General features: G+C 61.9%; 17 protein-coding genes and 5 pseudogenes. 5 read left to right on the forward strand and 17 right to left on the reverse strand.

Annotation, left to right across the window (positions count from 1 at the left end):
* Positions 1 to 117: 117 nt before the first annotated feature.
* A complete protein-coding gene (locus tag E2484_RS13460) occupies positions 118 to 1,428 on the reverse strand; it encodes an ABC transporter substrate-binding protein (RefSeq protein ID WP_170977347.1) in 1,311 nt (436 codons plus the stop codon).
* A 129-nt stretch (positions 1,429 to 1,557) separates the two neighbouring features.
* Between E2484_RS13460 and E2484_RS13465 the strand changes: the two genes are divergently transcribed.
* Both E2484_RS13465 and E2484_RS13470 read left to right on the forward strand, forming a co-directional pair.
* Positions 1,558 to 2,070, forward strand: coding sequence for a thiamine pyrophosphate-binding protein (locus E2484_RS13465; protein WP_170977348.1), 513 nt, complete (start codon positions 1,558 to 1,560; stop codon positions 2,068 to 2,070).
* Between the two features lie 2 nt (positions 2,071 to 2,072).
* Positions 2,073 to 2,660 (forward strand): thiamine pyrophosphate-dependent enzyme, encoded by a 588-nt coding sequence (locus E2484_RS13470; RefSeq protein WP_137285719.1) that lies wholly within the window; start codon positions 2,073 to 2,075, stop codon positions 2,658 to 2,660.
* 95 nt (positions 2,661 to 2,755) lie between these two features.
* On the opposite strand, the gene E2484_RS13475 is transcribed toward E2484_RS13470, so the two are convergent.
* Both E2484_RS13475 and E2484_RS13480 read right to left on the reverse strand, forming a co-directional pair.
* Positions 2,756 to 3,322: a MaoC family dehydratase gene (locus E2484_RS13475; protein ID WP_137285720.1), complete on the reverse strand. Its 567-nt coding sequence runs from the start codon at positions 3,320 to 3,322 to the stop codon at positions 2,756 to 2,758.
* A gap of 54 nt (positions 3,323 to 3,376) precedes the next feature.
* Positions 3,377 to 4,582, reverse strand: coding sequence for an acyl-CoA dehydrogenase family protein (locus E2484_RS13480; RefSeq protein ID WP_137285721.1), 1,206 nt, complete (start codon positions 4,580 to 4,582; stop codon positions 3,377 to 3,379).
* A 314-nt stretch (positions 4,583 to 4,896) separates the two neighbouring features.
* Here E2484_RS13480 and E2484_RS13485 point away from each other — a divergent pair.
* Positions 4,897 to 5,980, forward strand: a pseudogene (locus tag E2484_RS13485) (RNA-guided endonuclease InsQ/TnpB family protein); the annotation flags it as partial.
* Positions 5,981 to 6,218: 238 nt separating this feature from the next.
* Here the strand turns inward: E2484_RS13485 and E2484_RS13490 are convergent.
* The 5 genes and pseudogenes from E2484_RS13490 to E2484_RS13510 all read right to left on the reverse strand — a co-directional run bounded on the left by E2484_RS13490 (position 6,219) and on the right by E2484_RS13510 (position 10,538).
* On the reverse strand, positions 6,219 to 6,986 hold the full coding sequence (locus E2484_RS13490; RefSeq protein ID WP_170977349.1) for an SIMPL domain-containing protein: 768 nt from the start codon (positions 6,984 to 6,986) through the stop codon (positions 6,219 to 6,221).
* Positions 6,987 to 7,094: 108 nt separating this feature from the next.
* On the reverse strand, positions 7,095 to 7,934 hold the full coding sequence (locus tag E2484_RS13495; RefSeq protein ID WP_137285723.1) for an alpha/beta fold hydrolase: 840 nt from the start codon (positions 7,932 to 7,934) through the stop codon (positions 7,095 to 7,097).
* A 489-nt stretch (positions 7,935 to 8,423) separates the two neighbouring features.
* Positions 8,424 to 8,641 (reverse strand): annotated as a pseudogene (locus tag E2484_RS26085) (alpha/beta fold hydrolase); the annotation flags it as partial.
* A gap of 47 nt (positions 8,642 to 8,688) precedes the next feature.
* Positions 8,689 to 9,585, reverse strand: a complete 897-nt coding sequence (locus E2484_RS13505) for an ABC transporter permease (protein WP_137285725.1) — start codon at positions 9,583 to 9,585, stop codon at positions 8,689 to 8,691.
* Positions 9,582 to 10,538 (reverse strand): ABC transporter ATP-binding protein, encoded by a 957-nt coding sequence (locus E2484_RS13510; RefSeq protein WP_137285726.1) that lies wholly within the window; start codon positions 10,536 to 10,538, stop codon positions 9,582 to 9,584. Before E2484_RS13510 ends, E2484_RS13505 begins: the two co-directional genes overlap by 4 nt.
* Before the next feature lie 157 nt (positions 10,539 to 10,695).
* Here E2484_RS13510 and E2484_RS13515 point away from each other — a divergent pair, with 157 nt between their 5' ends.
* A complete protein-coding gene (locus E2484_RS13515) occupies positions 10,696 to 11,328 on the forward strand; it encodes a helix-turn-helix domain-containing protein (protein ID WP_137285727.1) in 633 nt (210 codons plus the stop codon).
* Between the two features lie 8 nt (positions 11,329 to 11,336).
* Here the strand turns inward: E2484_RS13515 and merB are convergent, their stop codons facing one another.
* From merB to E2484_RS25030, 4 genes and pseudogenes are all read right to left on the reverse strand, one after another.
* Entirely contained in the window at positions 11,337 to 11,975 is a 639-nt protein-coding gene (gene merB / locus E2484_RS13520; RefSeq protein WP_137285728.1) for an organomercurial lyase, read from the reverse strand.
* Positions 11,976 to 12,046: 71 nt separating this feature from the next.
* Positions 12,047 to 12,377 (reverse strand): annotated as a pseudogene (locus tag E2484_RS25025) (ABC transporter permease); the annotation flags it as partial.
* Positions 12,377 to 12,946: pseudogene (locus tag E2484_RS13525) on the reverse strand (aldo/keto reductase); the annotation flags it as partial. The pseudogenes E2484_RS25025 and E2484_RS13525, both read right to left, overlap by 1 nt.
* A 210-nt stretch (positions 12,947 to 13,156) precedes the next feature.
* A complete protein-coding gene (locus tag E2484_RS25030; RefSeq protein ID WP_170977350.1) occupies positions 13,157 to 13,333 on the reverse strand; it encodes a hypothetical protein in 177 nt (58 codons plus the stop codon).
* 215 nt (positions 13,334 to 13,548) lie between these two features.
* On the opposite strand from E2484_RS25030, the pseudogene E2484_RS26090 reads away from it, so the two are divergent.
* Positions 13,549 to 13,653 (forward strand): annotated as a pseudogene (locus E2484_RS26090) (ArsR family transcriptional regulator); the annotation flags it as partial.
* A 37-nt stretch (positions 13,654 to 13,690) separates the two neighbouring features.
* Here the strand turns inward: E2484_RS26090 and E2484_RS13535 are convergent.
* The 5 genes from E2484_RS13535 to E2484_RS13555 form a co-directional block, all read right to left on the reverse strand.
* Entirely contained in the window at positions 13,691 to 15,049 is a 1,359-nt protein-coding gene (locus E2484_RS13535; RefSeq protein WP_137285729.1) for an ABC transporter ATP-binding protein, read from the reverse strand.
* Positions 15,046 to 16,062 carry an ABC transporter ATP-binding protein gene (locus tag E2484_RS13540; RefSeq protein WP_137285730.1) on the reverse strand — a complete coding sequence of 339 codons (1,017 nt, stop codon included), beginning with the start codon at positions 16,060 to 16,062 and terminating at the stop codon, positions 15,046 to 15,048. Before E2484_RS13540 ends, E2484_RS13535 begins: the two co-directional genes overlap by 4 nt.
* A complete protein-coding gene (locus tag E2484_RS13545; protein ID WP_137285946.1) occupies positions 16,059 to 17,504 on the reverse strand; it encodes an ABC transporter permease in 1,446 nt (481 codons plus the stop codon). Before E2484_RS13545 ends, E2484_RS13540 begins: the two co-directional genes overlap by 4 nt.
* 28 nt (positions 17,505 to 17,532) lie before the next feature.
* On the reverse strand, positions 17,533 to 18,576 hold the full coding sequence (locus E2484_RS13550; RefSeq protein WP_137285731.1) for an ABC transporter permease: 1,044 nt from the start codon (positions 18,574 to 18,576) through the stop codon (positions 17,533 to 17,535).
* A 128-nt stretch (positions 18,577 to 18,704) separates the two neighbouring features.
* Positions 18,705 to 20,618 (reverse strand): ABC transporter substrate-binding protein, encoded by a 1,914-nt coding sequence (locus tag E2484_RS13555; RefSeq protein ID WP_137285732.1) that lies wholly within the window; start codon positions 20,616 to 20,618, stop codon positions 18,705 to 18,707.
* Positions 20,619 to 20,669 lie beyond the last annotated feature (51 nt).

The following is a 20,669-nucleotide window of genomic DNA, read 5'->3' on the forward strand; positions in this document are numbered from 1 at the left end:
TACCACCCTTTGGAAAACGACGTGCGTAATCGGCTCTATGGATGGAGACCGAATCTTCGGTCTCGTAGCGAGTCGGTCGGTCGGCCTGCTCTCCGATAGTGCGAGGTGGGAGGGTTCCTACCGCTCGGACCAGGTCGGGGCGGGGAAGGTGAACGCGTCGTCGCTGGCCAAATCGAACGGCCAGACGAGGCGGGACGCACCGTCGTGGAACTGCACGAGGACGCCCGACGCCTCGCCGTTCTGCCCGTTGTCCTGGAACTCCACACCGAACGGTAGCCCAGTTTCGAGGCGGTCCATCGTCAGCGAGTTCAGTCCCTCCCTGATGGCATCGGGTTCGGTGCTTCCGGCGTTGTCCACGCCTTTCATCGCGGTGATGAACCCGCCCCACGAACGGATGAAGACGCCGTTGAACGAGATGCCCGTCTGCTCGGTCACGAAGTCGTTGTATCTCCCGATTTCGGGAACCGACTCGGTCATGTCGTCCGCGAACGTCGACCGCGAGCAGAAGTTGTTCGAGAGTTCGGTCTCCTCGACGAAGCCGGGGTCGTTGTGTCCGGCGTTCTGCCCCATGACGATGTCGGGCATGAAATCCTGCTCCCGCATCGCTTCGGCCATCAACACTGCGTCTCGCACGTAGGACGTCGGGAGGAGGATATCAGGGTCGGCCTCTCGGATACGGCCGATCTCACTGGAGAAGGAGGTGATGGACTCCGCGGTGTACGAGATCGGTCCTGCGACGATCTCGTATCCGTGTTCGTTGCAGAGTTCCTCCTGCACGTTTGCGCTGACCGAACCGAACTCGGTGTCCTCGTGGATGATGGCGACGGTCTCCAGGCCCGCATCTTGGTTCTCGTTGAGCCCGTCGAAGAACTCGAACATGTTCTCGGTGAATATCTGGTCGTGTGGACCCACGCGCCAGAACCACTCGAGACCGCGCTCCGTTAGGTCGGGACTCGACGACTCGCCCGTGACGTGCGGGACTTGCTCGCGCTCTGCGACCTGGCTGATGGTCTTCGAGACCGAACTGTGATAGGCCCCGTAAAGCAGATCGACGTTCTCTTCCTGGACCATCCGCTCGGCCTCGGCCCGGCCCTGACCCGGGTCGCCGCGATGGTCCGCCCACACGACTTCGACTTCCGCTCCACCGAGGCCGGGCAGCCCTGCCTCCGACGCTAGCGCGAGCGGTTCGAGGTTCGGCTGTTCCGAGTTGATGATGTCCTCTGCCGCGGAGTTCACGACTTGCTGGATGCGCGTCCCTGTCTCGCCGACGGCGCCGGAGAGCGGGTAGATGGCGCCGACCTTCACCGTGTCTTGGCCGCCATCCTGTCTGCCCGTATACCCCGTCAGCCCGACCGTAGCGCCGGCTCCGGCAAGTTTGACGAACTGCCGTCTGTTCACCGCACTGGTACGTCGTTGTTTCTCCCCCATAGCTAGAACCTCCATCTTTCACTATTTATAATTCATGTCGGATGGTTGTCGGTCGGGGCTTTTCGCCAAAATATCGTACTAAAATATTACTAGTTGGACTGAATGCGAGTGGCCACGTTACATATTCTCATGGAATGGGCAGACGAGGCGCTCGACGCGCTCGAACAGGCGGACATCGAACTCGTCGCGTATTTACCGGACACCAAACTGATGCCGTTGATCGATGCTGCGGAGGACCGCGACCGATTCGAGACGGTCCTCGTCACCCGTGAAGAGGAGGGAGTCGGTGTCGTGGCCGGCGCGTGGCTCGGTGGCAAGCGAGGTGCACTCCTCTGTCAATCGAGCGGGCTCGCGAACACGTTTAACGCGATAGCGTCGCTCGCCATCCCGGCCCGCATTCCGTTCCTCACGATCACGACACGGCGCGGAGACCTCGGCGAGTTCAACCTCGCACAGGTCCCCGCCGGATACGGAATGCCGGGACTGCTCGACGAACTCGGCGTCCGCAATCACTGTATCGACGACCTAGAGCACGTCGACGACCGCGTTCGGATGGCGGCGGAAACGGCGTTCGCAACCGAGACGCCGTACGCTGTGCTCCTCGAATCGACCGTCACCGGCTACAAGGAGGAGAATCAGTAACCATGACCGACCGATCGAATACAAAGCAACTGGCCGATCAGGTTATCGCCACGGAAACGATTCTCGACGTGACGCCCGACGCCGTGCTCGTGTCGAATCTCGGCGTTGCATCGTACGTCCTCGCCGGTGTCGAGGACCGCGACCGGAATTTCTACATGTGGGGGAGCATGGGCGTGACGACACCAGTGGGGTTCGGACTCGCCTTGAGTACCGACGACCAAGTCACCGTCCTCGAAGGGGACGGATCGCTACTGATGTCGCTGGGAGCGCTTTCGACGGTGGGAGCGCACGGCCCAGATAACCTCGTCATCGTCGTCTGGAACAACAGAAAGTACGTGACGACCGGTGGACAGCCAACCCACGCCGAGACGACCGACTTCGTCGGTGCCGCAGAGAGTTGTGGTGTGCGAGCGACACAGGTAAGTTCAGACGGAGACTTCGAGAACGCCTATCGCGAAGCCGTAGCCCACGACGGGCCGATGCTCGTCGTCTGTGACGTCGAGGAAATCGATCCCGATACACGCCCACCGTACGACTTTGCTCATATCAAACGACGCGTCCGCGAATCACTCACTGAGTCGTCTACTTGAGCACCGACAGCGGACGTACCGCATCGTCGTTCGACCGTCGGCCGCCGACGTGACCGGCGGGTCGCCTTCGATGCGTGCGTCCTACGGGCGGGCCATCACTCGACGTCCTCCGGCTGTGTGCCGACGCCTTCCGGCCATCCCGGCGGTCGTTCCGGCGAGGGGTTCGCGTGTTCGCGTTTCAGGACCATCGGGGTACGTTCGAGCGAGAGTACAAGTTCGTCGTCTTGGTTGTACGCCCGGAGTTCGGTGGTCACGATGCCGACGTGGTCGCGGGACTCACTCTCGCGCTTGTCGATGACTTCGCTCTCGGCAAAGATGGTGTCGCCGTGAAAGACGGGTGCGTGGTGGCGCACTTCGTCGTAGCCGAGGTTCGCGGTGGCGTTCATCGACACGTCGATGACGCTCATCCCGACCGCCAGCGCGATGACGAACAGTCCGTCCACGAGGCGCTCGCCGAACTCGGTCTCGGCGGCGTACGCCTCGTTGAAGTGCATCGGATTGACGTTCATGGTGACGTTCGTGAACCAGACGTTGTCGGTCTCGGTTACCGTCCGGCCGTATGGGTGTTTGTACACGTCGCCGACCTCGAAGTCCTCGTAGTAGCGGCCCTGCCAGCCAACAGCGAGCCGTCGGTCGTGTTCGGGTGTCGTGTCTTCGGTCATGGTCTCTGGGATGTCTTGCAGTGTGTCGGTAGTAGTGCGTCGTTCTCGATAGCTTCAGTACGATCGCGGAAGGTCGAGGACGCTCTCGCCGATGAAGTTCAGGGCGAGCTGTTGGGTGATTGGTACGAGTCGTGTCAGTCTTGCTTCGCGGAAGAACCGCTCGACGTCGTATTCCCGAGCCACACCGAACCCGCCGTGGGTCTGCACCGCGGCGTCGGCGGCGTCGAACGCAGCGTCTGCAGCGAGGAACTTCGACACGTTCGCTCGGGCACCGATCGCCTTCGCGTCCTCGTCGCCGCTTTCGACGGCACTGGCAGCACTGTATACCATCTGCTTCGCTGCCTGAACCCGAGCGTACGCTTCCGCGAGGGGATGTTGGATAGCCTGATTCTTCCCGATTTTCCGTCCGAACACCTCCCGCTGGTCAGCGTACTCGACGCCAGCCTCGATGGCCGCTTCGCCGAGGCCGACACACTCGGCGGCGATGACGAGGCGTTCCTCGTTGAGACCATCGAGCATCTGGTGGAACCCGTCGCCCTCTTCGCCGATGATTGCCTCCTCGGGCACGCGGAGATCCTCGAACCACATCTCGTAGGAGTGGACGAAGTTGCTCACGGTCTTGTCGATCTGCTCTATCTGGAGGGTGCCCTGCTCGTAGGCTTCGTCCAGATCGACGAGGAACATCGTCATCCCACGAGTTCGCTCGTCGACCTCCTCGCGCGCGGTCGTCCGCGTCATCAGGACGATGTAGTCGCTAGCGTCGACCCGTGAGATCCAGATTTTCTGCCCGTCGATTACGTACTCGTCGTCGTCTTTCTCTGCACGGGTCTCTATCGACGTCGAGTCAGATCCCGCGTTCGGTTCCGTCAGACCGAATGCCTGGATCGACGTTTCACCACGTGCAACCTCGGGAAGGAGGTCTTCTTTCATATCCTCGTTGCCGTACTTCACCAGCGGGACCGAGTTGTATACTGCACCGTGAACCGCCTGTGCGGCGCTGAAACCGCCGCCGTTTGCGGCGATCTCCTCCATCATGACGACCACCTCCTCGGTCGACATCCCGGCCCCGTCGTACTTCTCGGGAATGAGCACCCCGAACCAGCCGTGGTCGGCGAGACTGTCGACGAACTCGGTCGGATACTCCCCCTGCTCGTCCTTCGCTCGCCAGTACTTCGCGTCGAAGTCCGAACAGATATCCCGTATCGAATCACGAACCAGACGCTGTCGTTGGGTGAGTTCCACGGTGTCTCTGGTTACCATGTTGTGGCTCAACGACCATTCACCCTCGTCAAAAATAAGGATAGAGGGGCCTTCTACATCGACCACGTCCGCCGACCCCACCGACGCGAACGAGACCGTGTTCACCGACGTGCTCCTGCAGAACGCCAATCGATAACGAGATCAGTTCATCGAAACGTTCGGTTAGCTGAATTTGCAGGCGCTAGTCCCCCTTCCTCAAGGAGCAACGCAGGGAGCGGAGCGACCGAGTAGCGCAGTAGGCAGGGGATACAGCGCCATCATCGTCTCTTTTGCACGATTTAGACGAGGGAACGGTCAAACAGCGTGTGCGGAAAATCCGTGACGAACTTCCCGACCTCAAAGAGTGGTGGGGCGAGTTGACCGACGTGTACTCGAAAGTGCTTCAGCCCACGGTCATGCGGCTGGCCCACAACATCAAAGCTCTCGGGAAACTCAAAGAACAGGGCTACAACGTCGGTGAACTCCGGTGGAAGTCACCTCGGGAGTTCCGCAGATTCACGTACAACCAGTCTGGCTTCGAACTCGACAAGAAGGGTGGTCAGACCGTGTTGTCACTCTCGAAACTCGCGGACATTCCCATCCAACTTCACCGACCGGTGCCCGACGACGCTACTCTCAAAGAAGTCACACTCAAGAAAGAGCCGACGGGCGAGTGGTTCGCCATCTTCGGCATAGAGCGCAACTGCGAGCCACCAGCCAAACCTGAGAATCCGGAGCAGTGTGTGGGAATCGACGTTGGGATTCTGAAATATGCCCACGCTACTGACGGCTTTGCTGTCGGGTCGCTCACCCTCTCGGATGAGCGAGAGCGACTGGAACGCGAACAGCGGAAACTCTCGCGAAAAGAACACGGCTCTGCCAACTGGGAGACACAACGCCAGCGCATAGCCGAATGCCATCAGCGAATCAAGCGGAAACGCCGCGATTTTCTCCATCGACTCTCGGCATACTACGCTCGGGAATACGACCTCGTGGCTGTTGAAGACCTCGACGTGACGGGGATGCTCGAATCCCCGAAGAACAGTCGGAACACGGCGTCGATGGCATGGCACACGTTCAAACAGATGCTCGAATACAAGTGCGAGCGTGAAGGCACGCACTTCGTGGCAGTCGAACCCGAAGGAACGACCAAAGAGTGTGCATCCTGTGGCGTCGAAACCAACAAACCACGGTGGGTACGCGAACACTCCTGTCCCGCCTGCGGTTTTTGAGGCGGACAGGGATGCAAATGCGGCATGGAACATCCTTTTTCGCGGTCTCTCTGAACTAGGAGTGGTTCACTCCGAAGAAACGTCTGTAGAGACTGCGCTCCCTACGGGAACCGATTCGGTTCCTGCAAAGCGCGTCGTGGAAGCAGGAAGCCCCGCCCTCAAGGAGCGAGCGCAAGCGAGCGAGTAGGGCGGGGTAGTTCACCTGGCCGTACCTGACAGTAGTGATCCGAACTCGATTTTCTCGGCGGTGTCGCGTCGGAGTCGACACTACCCCACGAAGGTAGACCAGTACGATGTGTTTCGAACCTAAGAAACGAGTGGAGACTGGACGTGTCAATCGTGACTGAGTCGTATTATGACTAGAGTCTTTGCAGAGCGAGCTCAGATAGGATTCGGCTCGAATTGATTTCTTTGTCGAGCCCCAATCATTTGTCGGTGGCGTTGTAGACGACTAACGCGTCTGTAGTGACAGTCACTGTGCCGCTCTCGAAGGAAGTGGATGCACTGTTAGCGCCAGCGCTAGCCGCCGCGTATTCGATTCTCGTTCGACTGTCGGATTGCGTGGAGAAGTCTGCCGTCTGGACGGTGTGGATGCCAGTGAGTGTGAGTCCCGTGCCGTTCGCGGCCACGACCGCCTTACCACGAGCGTTCTCGATAGCTGTCGCGAGCGCTTTCTCCCGAAGGTCGCGGCGAGTGTCCTGTGTGATCGTGAATTGGATGTCCTCGATACGGGTTGCACCGTTTTCGACGGCCGTGACGACGATATCTCCTGCTCGGTCTGTTTTGTTGACCGTTATGACGAACGAGTGCCGGCCCTGGAATTTTGGTTCCGACGGGTTCTCGTCGTGGCGATGATTCTGACCAATATCGTACCGGGTCGACGTCACTTGATCCGAGTCGAGTTCGGACCTTTCGAGGGCGTTCCTTAGTTGGGAGGCGTTCTCGGCCAATTGCTCTCGGACGGTCTCAACGGAGTCCGCACGCGCGGTGACAGCGACTCGTATGACCGCACGGTCGGGCGCAGTCTGGACTTGCCCGCTAGCCGCCACCTTCACCGTCTGACCACTCCCAGTGTTCTGTGTCGGCGTGTTGTCTATTGCCGCTGCTGTGTTTGCGTTCGGCTGTCCGAATCCCATACAGCCAGCTGTCACGGTCAGCAACGCAAGTGCGAGTATCGCGAATTTTCGTTTCATACACACGACCATTCATCGGTATATGTTAAACAAGTAATGTAAAGTCAAACGATTCCTTTAGTCATCCCGCAAGTTCGAGCCGTCAGTCCGAGTCTGCGCAGGTACCTCTCAGTAGACGACTTCGAGGAACTCGTGGATGGCCTCGTTGACTGGTTCGGGGTTCTCCAGGTTCGAAGAGTGGCCGGCGTTAGGGATCGTCACATGTCGCGCGTTCAGGCGCGCCGCCAGCGAGTCCGAGCGAGCGGGGTCAAGGGCCAGATCCTCCTCTCCGTGAATTACCAACGCTGGAACGTCGATATCGTCGAGTTCGGCCGTGAAGTCGGGTCGCTCGAGCCAAGAGTTGACCTCGTGATACACCGCTTCAGCGGGGTACGTGAACCAGCGGTCCATCCACATTTCCGCTAACTCCGGATTCTCCCGAAGAGTCGTGTTCCCGAAGAGCAGTTGCTTGACTGTGTCGACGTACTGTTCCTGGACCTCCCCCGCCTCGCGCGTCGCCTCGATCATGCTCCGGTACTGCTCTATCTCGTCGTCCGGATGCGGCCCGGCCGTCGAGTCGATGAAGATCAGTCCATCGAGGCGCTCTGGATAGCGTTCGGCGAACCGCAGCGCCATGAATCCGCCCATCGACATACCGCCAAGAGCGCAGGAGTTGATTCCTTTGGTGTCAATGAGCGCGGCGCAGTCGTCAGCGAGATCGTAGAGATCGTAGGAAGTGGCGAACTGGTCGGTTCGTGCACGGGTATCGTAAGCGACGACGCGGTAATCGTCCGAGAGAGCCTCGATCTGTGGATCGAACATCGTCCGATCCATGAACGTGCCGTGACAGAGGACCACGAGCGATCCTTCACCGCGGTCGGTGGCGACGGTCTCCGGTCGGACGTGGTACCGCTGGACAGCCCGATCATCCGTTGATCTGCCATCGGATGGTTCACCCTCCCTAACTATGCTATGGATTCACATAGCTACATCCCGTGAGCGATGTTCACGGTCTGTACGGAGACCAGCGGCTACACGCGCGCGACCCGGCATCGAAGACTATACCGGCGGAGGAGACGACCCCAGCTTGAATCGCCGAGTCTGATACAGACAAGGGGGATTCACGACCGGCACGGAAAATATTGATATCTGAGGACCAAAATACTATTAAATAATAGTTAGAAATAATATCTCATTGGAGTTCGGACAGTAATAAACCATCATCGCACGTGAGATGCTGTCCTGACCGGGATCCGGGTGGACGTGAAAGGAACGCTCGCCGTGAGCTTGTTGGAGGGCACGGGGAACGATTATGTCCTCGATACCTCAGAGTGAACGTCTTCTCGTAGAATCGCTCGGGAGGGTCCCAGCATCTTCGCAGTACTCTCGCCGGAAGTAGACGACGGGGTTCTTACCGACACTCGGTCGGTGTCTACAAAGCGTGCCGCCGAAACAGGAAATCCACTCGGGGTGGAGGACCTGCTCGATACAACGATTCACCGTCTTACGGCGTTCACCCTCCTCGATAAGTGCCTCTGTGCGGTCGGCAAGAGCGGTCTCCTCTCGGCAGTCGTCGGGGAGGGCCGCCGGTTCGTACGCGACGACCGTCTCGACTTCCGCATCCGTCGCGGCCTCGATTGCAGTGAGTGCACCGAAGAGTGGCCGAACAGGGCCGGGTTCCAGTACTCTCATGGGCCTCCTCCGTGGAGGAGAATCTCCGCACTCACCCGAGGTCCGCCTTCTCGAACCACCAGTACCCCACGAAGACGGGGACGAGTCCCCACGCGAGCAGGACGACGACCGAAAACCAGTCCGTGAGGTAGAAGGGGACGTCACCCGCGAGTCGGTTCGCGAGTTCCAATCTCTCCGCCGACACCCCCGCTGGGACGTCTTCGATGGGAAATTCGGGAACCTCGCTGACCGGCCGGTCGAGGGCAGCGCCCGCAATCACGCGGTACGCCTCCAGCGGATTGAGTCGTTGCAGGAAGACGTACCACCGTTCGACCCGAATCCCGGGGAGTGAGCCGGTGACGGCGTAGTAGAGGCCGACGACCGCCGGTTTCCAGAAGAATACCATTCCCACGAACGATCCGATCGTGAGCGTCATTGCGCGCCCGCGAGTCGCCGCGGCGGCCGAACCTCCGACGGCGAGCCCCGTGAACGTCAGGCCGACCAGTACGCCTGCTGCGACGAACCCGGTGAACGCTTCGAGGTCCGGGATACCGTACAGGGGCACGACGAGGACGGTGGCGACGGTGAATCCCACGGTCAGTGCCACGCAAGTCACCAGTGCCCGCCCGACGAGCTTTCCGGCCACGACGTCGAACCTGGAGAACGGATAGCTCAGGAGTACGCGCAGGCTTCCTGACCGGCGCTCGCCGACCACCGAAAGGTAGCCGGCGACCAACGCGACGCCCGGAACGAACAGTTGCGCGAGCATCGCCACGCCCGCCAGCGCCATCGAAGCATCGACGGTTATGGAATCCGGGAACAGCTGTTCGGCCGACAGCAGCGACATCACCAGAAAGGCGACGAACACGGAACTGATCCCCCACAGCATCTTCGAGCGCACGGCGTCCTCGAAATCCTTCCGGGCGACGTCCGCCCAGGTCACCGTCATGCTCGCACCTCCTCGACCGCGAGGGATTCGTCGCGCTCCGCGTCGGGACGACCGTCCTCCGTCGTGTACGCCGTGAACACGTCCTCCAGTGAGGCCTCCTCGGAGTCCACGTCGATGATCTCGATACCGGCGTTCGTGAGCTTCGTGACGACTCGCGCTTTCGCACGCGAGTCCGAACAGGTGACTCGGAGAACACCGTCCGCAAATCGGGCCGAATCGACGCCCTCGATGTCGGCTACGTCGATGTCGATGTCACCAGTTACGCGCAGGCGGAGTTCGGAGCCAGCCCCGACGGCTTTCCGGAGTCCTTCGACGGTATCGACGGCCACCAGTTCGCCCTCGTGCAGGATGGCGACGCGGTCGCAGACGGCCTCGACCTGACCGAGGATGTGGCTGGAGAAGAAGACGGTCGTCCCGTCCTCGGCTTCTTCGCGGACGAGTTCGCGCATCTGCCGAATCCCGTGCGGGTCGAGGCCAGACGAGGGCTCGTCGAGGACGAGGAGATCGGGATTACCGACCAGCGCCATTCCCAGCGCGAGCCGTTGTTGCATTCCTTTCGAGTAGTTGCCGACAGGCCGAGCGGCGTCGCTTTCGGCCAGACCCACCCGGTCGAGAATCGCGTCGGAGTCGGTGGTGGCGTCGGTCCAATCGGCGGCAAGTTCGAGGTGACGCCGTCCCGTCAGTCGTTCGTAGAGGCCGAGTCCCTCGGGGAGGACGCCGAGGCGTTCTCGAAGCGCCTCCGACTCTTCGTGAACGTCCAGTCCCAGTACTGTCGCGGTCCCCTCGGTGGGGCGCACGTAGTCCAGTAGCATGTCGATGGTAGTGGACTTGCCTGCGCCGTTCGGCCCCAGGAAGCCGAACACCTCTCCCTCTTCGACGCGCAAGTCGAGGTCGTCGACGGCCACAACGTCGCCGAAGCGCTTGGTGAGGCCTCGTGTTTGGATAGCTGTCATCGTCGTAGCGATACCGGGAACAGGGCCAAAGATTATCCTCCGAAGATGCTGGGACGCTTTATACTCCGGTGTTTGGAACCACTTCGGACCGGCGATCACTGCCCAGCATGTTGGGCACAACGTTTTATTGGACGTCCAATCGATATCGAGTCGAGCCATGCGCGAAGCCCGCGTATCGATCAGCGATTCAGAGTTCGAGACCATGGGCATCGAAGGGCTCGTGTCGCTCTGTCAGGAAGCGGGAATCCGCGACTTCGAGGAACTCGTCTGTCGTGGGGTCGGTGCCGTCGTGCGAGTGGAAGTCGAGACGCGACTGGACGAGGAACGGCTGTCGTCGCTCGAGTGCGTCGATCAGTGGGAACACGTCGCTGAGATAGACGGCACACAGTTGTACGTCATCGCGTTCACTGCGCCGGAGCTTCCCGAGGACCTCGCCGACGAGATGGACGACCTCGTCGGGACCTGTGACCCGGTCGTGAACGAGCGCGGGGCTACGCTGTCGTTCGTCGGCTCACAGGAGGCGATCGCAGGGACCGTCAGCGAGTACGAAACCGCCGGGGTGTCGCCGGATCTCCAGAAGCTCGACGTGTACGAGGGACGCGAGCGACCGATAGACGACCTGACGGACCGCCAGCGCGAGGTAATCCAGACGGCCTACGACGAAGGGTACTACGAGGTGCCTCGCGAGGTGACGACCGGCGACATTGCCGCCGAGTTGGGCGTCGATCCGTCCACGGTCGCCGAACATCTGCAGCGTGCCGAGCGAAACCTGTTGAGCCACCATCTCTGACTCCACGGCTACTCGACGAGAGCGGCTGCTATGTCCGTGGCACCTTCGAGGGGTAGTGCGACGGTCGCCGCCGGAACCGTCTCTGCCCAGCGCTCGTAGGCGTCCCTACCGGGGAACGCCCTGACGTAGGGACAGACCGCCGCGTAGATGTCCGCGTGCGATGGCTCGCCATCTGCAGGCGGCTCGACGGACTCCGCGACGCCGAACGAGAACACCGCCGATTCGGGCGTCACCGTCAGGTCAGCCGGCCTGTCCGCCCGCGCCTCTATCACGATCCCGTCCGGGCTCTCGATCCGGATACTGACCGGCGTCTCTGCGAGGGCCGACAGTATAACTGCGTCGTAAAAGCATCGGAAGTGGTACGTCTCACCGTCCAACTCGCCCCGGTGGCCGGTCTCTTCGCCTGTGTGACACAGGTCCTCGATTCCGACGGCTCCCCCGCCGGTTCGACGACGGACCTCGGCGACCCAACCGCTCAGGGTCTCTATCTCGTCCTCGCAGACGAGTCGCCCCAACGCTGTCCGAACGTCGGCGGGGAGTTCCGCGTCGAGAACGGAGTCGTCTGCGAGCCACCGTTCGGCCGTCGCGTTGGCGTTCACTACCTGTCGGTCGCTTCCACTACCGCACGCGCACTCGTGGTCCGACATACACCTCACTACGGCTAGGCGCACTATCGGTGTGATTCCCAACTTGCCAGGGCAATTTAAATGGAGGAGAATTAGGCGGTGACACCTACCCGTGCATCGTCGTCTTGGCCGAGGTAGCGTTCGATGCTGGCGAAGCGCAGATCGGCACTGATTGCCAGCAGCGCGCCCGGGTTGGCACCAGCGAGCATCTGCGGGGTGTTGAACAGTTGGATTCCCGTGATGACCCAGACGCCGAGACCGCCGCCGCCGATGAAGAACGCGAGGTAGACCGTCCCGACGTTGATGACGGAACTCGTCCAAATCCCGGCGAAGACGACCGGAAGTGCCAGCGGAATCTGGATTTTCCGCAGGATCTCTCAGTTGGTCACAGTTGGTCACCCCCATACCTCGGGCAGCATTGACGGGGTTGTAGTGGTTCTGCATAATCTCGAAGCGTTCGAGGTTCTCTCGTTCTCTCGTTCGCTCGTGTGAAGCGCTTCAGCGAACTGGTGGGTCCACATCGAACTCGCACCGAGATACCGGGCCTTCCCCCGACGGATCGCGTCGTCGAACGCTTGCAAACTGACGTCGATAGAAGTGTCGTAGTCCCAGAGATGAGCCATGAAGATGTCCACCGTGTCCATACCCAATCGTTCGAGCGACGCGTCGAGTTCCTGTTCGATAGCCTTCCGAGAGAGCCCCTGTGAGTTAGGATCGCTGTCGTCCATTTGGTAGTAGCATTTCGTCGCGACCAGACGGTCGTCGCGACGACCCTCGAGTGCGTCGCCGAGGATGCGTTCCGATTCGCCGAGCGAGTAGAGGTTGGCGTTATCGAAGAAATGGATGCCGAGATCGATTGCACGGTCGATTATCTCGTGGCCCTCTTCTTCGTCGAGAACCCACTCGCGCCAGTCGCTCGTTCCGAAACTCATACAGCCCAGTGCGAGGCGGCTAACTTCCATGCCCGTGTTACCGAGTGTCGTATACTCTATTGACGACTATACCACAGAGAGAATTGGGATTAAGCGTGTGGTAGACTATAGTACAGCCTTTTTCAGGGCGCTGCTCACTCCTGACTGAGTATCGGCGAAGTCACGCTCGACTTGACCTCCTCCACGGCGTGAACGCCGTGAATCAGTGACGTCCTCACCACGTAACGCGCAGGGCTTTTTCGTCGCACTTCCGTGATCGCCTGGCGAGAGTTACGTATCGCTGTTTGCCAACCGCATCTCTTCGTTCACGACGTAGATGTACCCCCGGTTCAGCAGTTCCTCGAGTGCTACTTCGATCGTCGAGTCCTCGAAGCCCTCTGCCTCTAAATACGCCTCGGCCGACTCTCGTCGGAGTCCGTCCGTCGTCGACTCGATCTCGAGTCGCAAGCTTTCGAGCACCTCCTCTGCATACGTTGGCAACGGTCGAGACGTTGACGACCTCTCCATTACCTACTCCTTAGGGAGCGTACCCTCATGAAGACCAGCATTACTGTCATATACGCGAGGGAAATCGGGTACTTAGCTAGGTGTTCACCAAAATACTCCCACCGACGGTATCCCCCTGCAACACGCCGTCTCACTTTCCCGGCTCGACTATCTACTATTACCGAGCGACCGGGTTCGGCGAGGTCGCGCTCACCGAAGGCGTCGATGAGTTCATCCGTGGCGAACAGGAGTTCGAGGACACGGACGACAGCTCGACCGAAATACGATATCAAACGGAGCTCTGCTCAAAAAGACCGTTCAGTCGCCCCGGTGGCGTTCGGCGAGGACGGTGTCGATGTCCCGGTACTCCTCGCGGTGTCGCACGCACCGACTGACACGGTCGGCCTCTATTTCGTGCGCCTCGGGGTACTCTTCGTCGCACACCGATCCGAAGGCGTCTCCGAGGTGGTCGGCCGCCTCCCCGTCCGCTCCCGTTCGCGCCCGGTCTGCAGCCTCGTCGATGACTGTGCGGACCTCCTCGGGGAGTGAGCGGTCGCCGAACAGTTCGGCCACGATCTCGTCGACTTCCTCGCCCGCTACGTCCACGCCCAGCGAACCTTGGAGGCGCGTGAGTAGGTTCGTATCCGCCCGGTCGCGGGCTCGGAGGACGTCGCGGAACTCCTCGATGGCGACCCACGTCTCGTGGTCGAGGTCCGAGAACTCGTCGGGGTGGACCTTCGCCGGACATCGATTGGTGAACGGACACCCGTCCGGCGGATACCTCGGACTCGGCGGCGTTCCGCGGAGCGTGACGCGCTCGCGATTCGACGCAGCCCCGGCGGTCCGGTCGCCGGGGATGGCCGACAGGAGCGCGTCGGTGTACGGGTGTTGGGGGTCCGTGAAGATGGCCTCGGTCGGCCCGCGCTCCACGATGTTGCCGAGGTACATCACGCCGACTCGGTCGCAGATGTGCCGGACGACCGAGAGGTCGTGTGCGATGAACAGGTAGGTCAGGCCGAGTTCGTCCTGAAGTTCTTCGAGGAGGTTGATGATTCGCGCCTGGACCGACACGTCCAGCGCCGACACGGGTTCGTCGAGCACGACGAACTCGGGTTCGAGTACCAGCGCCCGGGCGATGCCGATGCGTTGCCGTTGGCCGCCCGAGAACTGGTGGGGATATCGATAGTAGTGCTCGGGTTGCAGTCCGACCCGGTCGAGGAAATAGGCGACCCGCTCACGGCGCTCGTCGGGAGTCCCCCAGTCGTGTGCGTCGAGCGGTTCGCGGACGATCTCGCCGATGGTCATCCGATCGTTGAGACTCTCCTCGGGGTCCTGGAACACCATCTGGGCGTCCCGCTGCCACTCGCGTTTCTCGCCCCCGGAGAGTCCGGTGATGTCGCGTCCGTTGACGACGATTTCCCCCGAATCGGCGGTTTCGAGACCGATGAGCGAACGGCCGAGCGTGGTCTTGCCGCATCCGGACTCGCCGACGATGCCGAACGTCTCACCTTCGCGGATGTCGAAGGACACGTCGTCGACCGCGCGTACCGGCGGATCGCCGAGCAGTCTACTGTCGTGGTAGTACGTTTTCAGGCCGTCGACGGTAACGAGCGGTTCGGCGTGACTGTCCACGTCGGACTTCTGGACGGCGTCGTCGTCTCCGTGAACGCGACTCACGCGTTCTCACCTCCATCGTCGAAGACGGTGCTCGGGTCGGGCGCGTGGTCGTAGCCGTCGGCGTAGAGCAGGCACGCGGCCGTGTGTTCGTCGGCCTCCTCGGCGACGTCGACGTGTTCGGGGTGCTCGCGCGTGCAGGCGTCGAACGCCGCCGGACAACGCGGGGCGAACCGACAGTCGGTGGCCCGTTCGGTCGGTGTCGGCACCTCGCCCTCGACGACCGGAAGGCGCCCCTCTCGGCTGGCGAGTGCGGGGATACTCCGCATGAGCCCGCGGGTGTAGGGGTGCCTGGGATGGTCGAACAGTTCGTCCAGAGGTGCCCGTTCGACGATTTCTCCCGCGTACATAACGTTCACGCGGTCGGCGACCTCCTCGATGACGCCCATATCGTGGGTGATGAAGAGGATTCCGAGGTCCTCCTCGCGCTGCAGTTCCTTCAGGAGATCCAGCACCTGAGCCTGGATGGTTACGTCGAGCGCGGTCGTCGGTTCGTCGCAGACGAGTAGGTCCGGGTCACAGGCCAGTGCCGTCGCGATGACCGCGCGCTGGCGCATCCCGCCCGAGAACTCGTGGGGGTACTCGTCGACTCGGCGCGGGGCGTCGGGGATGCCGACGCGTTCGAGGAGATCGACGGCGGTTCGTCGGGCCTCGCGCCCGCGGAGTCCGCGGTGGATTCGGAGCGTCTCGCGAATCTGGTTCCCGACGGTGTAAACCGGGTTGAGCGACCCCTGCGGGTCCTGGAACACCATGGCGATGTCGCCGCGATACTCGTCCCAGTGACCCTCGGTGAGGTCGACGCCGTCGAAGCGAATCGACCCCGTCTCGATGACGCCCGGGTTGTCGATCAGTCCGAGAAGCGACCGCGCAGTGACGCTCTTGCCGGACCCCGACTCACCGACGAGACCGACCGTTTCGCCCGCTTCGATGTCGAACGAGATGCCGTCGACCGCGTAGATGGTCTCCTTCTCGGTGTGGAACACCGTCCGCAGGTCCTCGACTTCGAGGAGGCTCACGCGCCACCACCCCGACTTCCGGCCTCGCCCGCCGCGCTGTCCGATTCGGGGTCGATGGCGTCGCGGATGCCGTCACCGAGGGCGTTGAACCCCGTCACCACGAGCGTGATGAGGACGCCGGGAATCAACGAGATGTGCCACGAGGAGGTGCCGACGTACTCCTGTCCCGCGTTGACCGCACGACCCCACTCGGGGGTCGGCGGATTCACACCGAGGCCGAGGAACGAAAGCCCCGCGATGGCGATGATGGCACCGCCCAGAGTCATCGACCCGTAGATGAGCAGGTAGCCGACGACGTACGGGAACATGTGTTTCCGCATCACGGTCCGCGGCGTCTGCCCGAACGAGCGGGCGGCGTCTACCCACGACCGCTCGGAAACCTGAAGCGCCGGGCCGCGAAGCGACCGCCACATGTACGGCCACCCCGTCCCCGCGAAGATGAGCGCGAGGACGAACGCTCCGTCGTAGAGGTTCCCGATCCACGTGTCTGCGAGGACGACCGTGAGCATGATGAGTAGCAGGAGCTGTGGAAGAGCCATCACGGCGTCGGAGACGAGGACGACACCGAGATCGACCCGTCCCTTGTAGTACGCCGAAACGAGCGCCAGGACGGCGGCGATACCGGCCGAGAGGCCGACCGATATCAGTCCGATGACCAGTGAGACGCGTGCGCCGACCGCGATGAACGTGAAGAGGTCCTTTCCGCCCGGCATCGTTCCGAAGGGGTGGAACCGTCCGAAGTCGTCGTAGGTCATCGGCCCGACGTTCGTGCTCCCCGTCGAGGTCGACATCGTGTTCGCGGACCCGACAGTCGTCTCCGCAACCGAGGAGCCGTCCCAGTAGGTGAGCGTGTGACCGTAGGGGTTCTGGATGTTCGCCTGGACTGTGGTCGGGCCGAGAGCAGGTGCGAAGATGGCCATCACGATGAACGCGAACACGACCAGCAGGCCGAACTCGCCCCAGTAGTGGCCGCGGAACCGATCCACGGCGTCGTCCAGCGGCGTCCACTTGACCCGCCGGTAGTGTTCCCGGTACCGCCGGTAGCCAGCCCAGAGCCACGCCGCAACCGCCAGCGCGTAGCCGTACACGAGCGCGACGCGGAGCGCCCACGCCTGCACCGGCGAGAGACCGAGAAACGTCCCGACGTAGCGACTGCCGTTCCAGTGACCGGCGTTCGGAATCGTCTCCCGCGACAGTAGCGTCGGGATTTCGCCGGCGGCCGACTTGACGTCGACGAGCAGTCCCGGCGCGCTCAGACCGGGCGTGGCGTTGACCAGGTCGACGAGCAGCGATGCGAGGAAGTGGACGAGCGCGCCTCCTTCGAGCGCGAGGAGGACCGCGCCGACCGCGGCCCACGTGTACGCAGGCATCGGATTTTCGAGAACTCGCTCCCGGAGCGAACCGGAACGGGTCGAGAACGAGAACGCCGACTCGCGGGCCATCCCGTCGGTTGTGGTGTCCCGGCTCATCTCACGCCTCCTCGTATCCGACGCGCGGGTCGATTATCGTGTACAGTACGTCCTGTAGCAGGTTGATGCCGACGATCATGATGATGAAGATGAACATGAGCGTCCCCACGAGCGGGAGGTCGCCCTGGATTGCCGACTTGAAGAACAGGAAGCCGATACCCTGGATTCCGAACACGGTCTCGACCAGCACCGATCCGCCAATGAGCAAGAACGCCTCGCTCGTGATGATGGGAACCAGCGGGACGAGCGCGTTCCGGAAGATGTGCTTCCACACGAGACGCCGTCCGGAGACCCCGCGGGACTTCGCCGCTTCGATGTAGGACTCGTTGCGCGTCTCGAGCACGGCGGTCCGTCCGATGCGCATCTCGTTGCCCATCGACGCCGACCCGAGGACGATGGCGGCCGGTGCGATCTTCTTTATGGCGGTGAGCGTCTGCCCCGGTTGGGTGAACAGCGCGAGGGGGTCGTCCGCCATGTAACCCAGGTTCGGGTTGCCTGTGACGGCGTCCATCGGAAGGAGGAACGTGTCCCAGTCGAACCCGAATATCTGTTCGGAACTCACGAGTACCGAGAGGATCATTACGGCGAGCCAGAAGTTCGGCATGGCGCGCCAGACGATTCCCGACAGCGACGTGAGGTAATCGGCGAGCGTGTTCGACCGAAGTCCGGCGTAGAACCCCAATGGGATGCCGACGAAGACGGCGATGGTCACCGACCAGAACCCCAGCCACAGGGTCCTCGGCATGTAGTCGAGGATGAGGCTCCCGACGTCCGAGCCAGGATACAACAGCCAGGTCTGCCCGAGATCCAGTGTCGCCATGTCCCACATCCAGTTGACGTAGTGTTCGTGCGGCGGCGTATTCAGTCCGAGCCGTTCCTGGGCGGCTTCGTATCGCTCCGACGCCTGCGGGTCGGCGTTGTTCAGGACGTTCGCGGCCGGGTCCACCGGTCCCATGAAGATGATGAACCACGTCATGCTCATCCCGAGCCACACGACCGGGATGGCGAGCAGGAACCGCTTTCCGAGGTAGCGCCACCGACTCATGGTTGTTTACGTGCGATGCTGGCGGTCTCAGAAACGTGGTCACACGGTTCGAGAGTAGAGCGTGTCATAGTCCGATTTCTCAGTTCCGAGAGGGTGAACGCCGACGAGGTGTCGGCGGTCGCGCGGAGTCAGTTTCCGAGCGTAGCCGTGTTGAACGACTGGTTCTCCATCGTGCCGAACATCCGAACGTCGACCGAGGGGTCCCAGAACCGCTGGGAGGTCGCGTGGACGGTCGGGAGTTGCTGAATCGCCGCCCAGTTGGTCTCCTCGAGGATGTAGTAGGCCTCGTTCCGTTTGCGCTGGGCCTGCTGACCCGGTCCCTTGTTCGGGACGTAGAGGTCGTTCCACGCCTCGTCGGCGATCTCCATGAACTCCGTGTACTTCGATTTGTCCTCGAACGTCCACCGGGTGAACATGCTACCGACGCTGTCCGGCGGATACGGGTGGAGGAATCGGAGGAAGTTGTCCGACTCGGGCCACTCCATCCCGTCGGTCAGCGAGAACATGTCCATGTCGCCGTTGATGGCCTTCGAGATGATGGTCCCGAAGTCGGCCTTCTGGATGTTGACGTTGATTCCGGCGGCCTGGGCCTTGTCGCGGAGGCGTTTCGATATTTGGTCCCACTCGCTGTCGCCCGAGAACACGGTGAATTCGACCTCGTACGGCGTGTCGAGGTCGGACTCCTCCATGACCTGCTTGGCCTCGTCGATGCGAGCCTCGCCCATGCCGTACGGCCAGCCGTTGGCACCGTACTCGATCTGCGAGCGGAAGCCGTTCTGCGCGTGCTTGTCGTAGTTCTCGGTGGGTTCCTCACCGTCGCGGTGCATGAACACCGGCGGCGGCGTCATGTGGTAGGCGGGCCGCGCGAGTTCCTTGTAGATGTCGCGGGCGATTGCCTCCTGGTTGATGAGGTAGGCGAACGCGCGCCGGACCGGCCGTGGCGTCCGTTGACAGTTGAACAGGACGTAACTCGAGTCGAGGACTGTCGCCTCGCCGTAGTTGACCGTCCTGCCGTTCTCGAGTTCGTAGGTCCCGACGCGGTAATCACCCTCGTCGCTCTCGATGCTTCGGCGATTGGGGTCGAACTTCGAGGTCGGAATGCCGTTGACGATGTCGAGGTTTTCGTTCAGGAACCGCTTGTAGCGGGTGTCCGCGGAGTTGAGGACGGTGAACGTGATTCCGTCGATGTTCGGCCCCTCGCCGTAGTAGTCTTCGTACGCGGAGAGCGCCAGTTCGTTCCCCTTGCTCCACGCGTCGACCTCGAACGGGCCCGTTGCGGCGAACGTGGGTCCATCGCCCGAGGTGCTGAAGAACTCGTTGTACTCGTACTCGCCGTCGTACCCCTCGATGTCGCCCACGGAGTTCTCGGGGATGATGGCGAACGCTCCGCCAGCGATCTGGGAGAGTGCGCCGTGGAACGCCTGTTCGAGCGTGAAGCGGAACGTGTAGTCGTCCACGGCCTCGACCGCGAGTGAGTCGGGGACGATTCGTTCTTTCTCCTCGCCGTCCTCCGTGTACGTCTCGGTCTCGTGTGCGATGGTGAAGGTGCTACCGACGATGTCGTCGGCGTTCCGGGAGTTCGACGACTCCGCGAGTCGCCGCCAGGAGTAGACGACGTCCTGGGCCGTGAACTCCTGCCCGTCGTGGAACGTCACGTCCTCCCGGAGGTCGAAGGTGTACGTCTTTCCATCGTTGGAGATGGAGTGTCCTTTGGCGAGTTTCGGCTTCGGCGGCAGGTCGCCGTTCGGGAAGTGGAACAGCGACTCCGCGTACTGATTGTACCCGGCACCGGACCCCTTCGCGTTCGTCGGGTCGAGGGTCTGAATCGGCCCTGCGGATGCCAACCGAAGCGTCCCACCTGTCGGTGAGGTTTCGGTATCGTCCCCGGTGGACGTCTCTGTACTGTCTTCCGCCGGTTCGGTCGTCGTCGACTCGGTTGTCGTCGGTTCGTCTGGTGCGTTGCCAGCACAGCCAGCGAGTGCAGCGCCCGTTCCAACGCCGGTGAGTTGCAAGAACCGTCGACGCGTGGTACGTCGAGCCATTCGACCAAGATATTTCCATCTGCTGACTTATAGCTTACTGATATAGTTATA

Source organism: Halorussus salinisoli (assembly GCA_005239435.1).
Lineage (GTDB): Archaea > Halobacteriota > Halobacteria > Halobacteriales > Haladaptataceae > Halorussus > Halorussus salinisoli.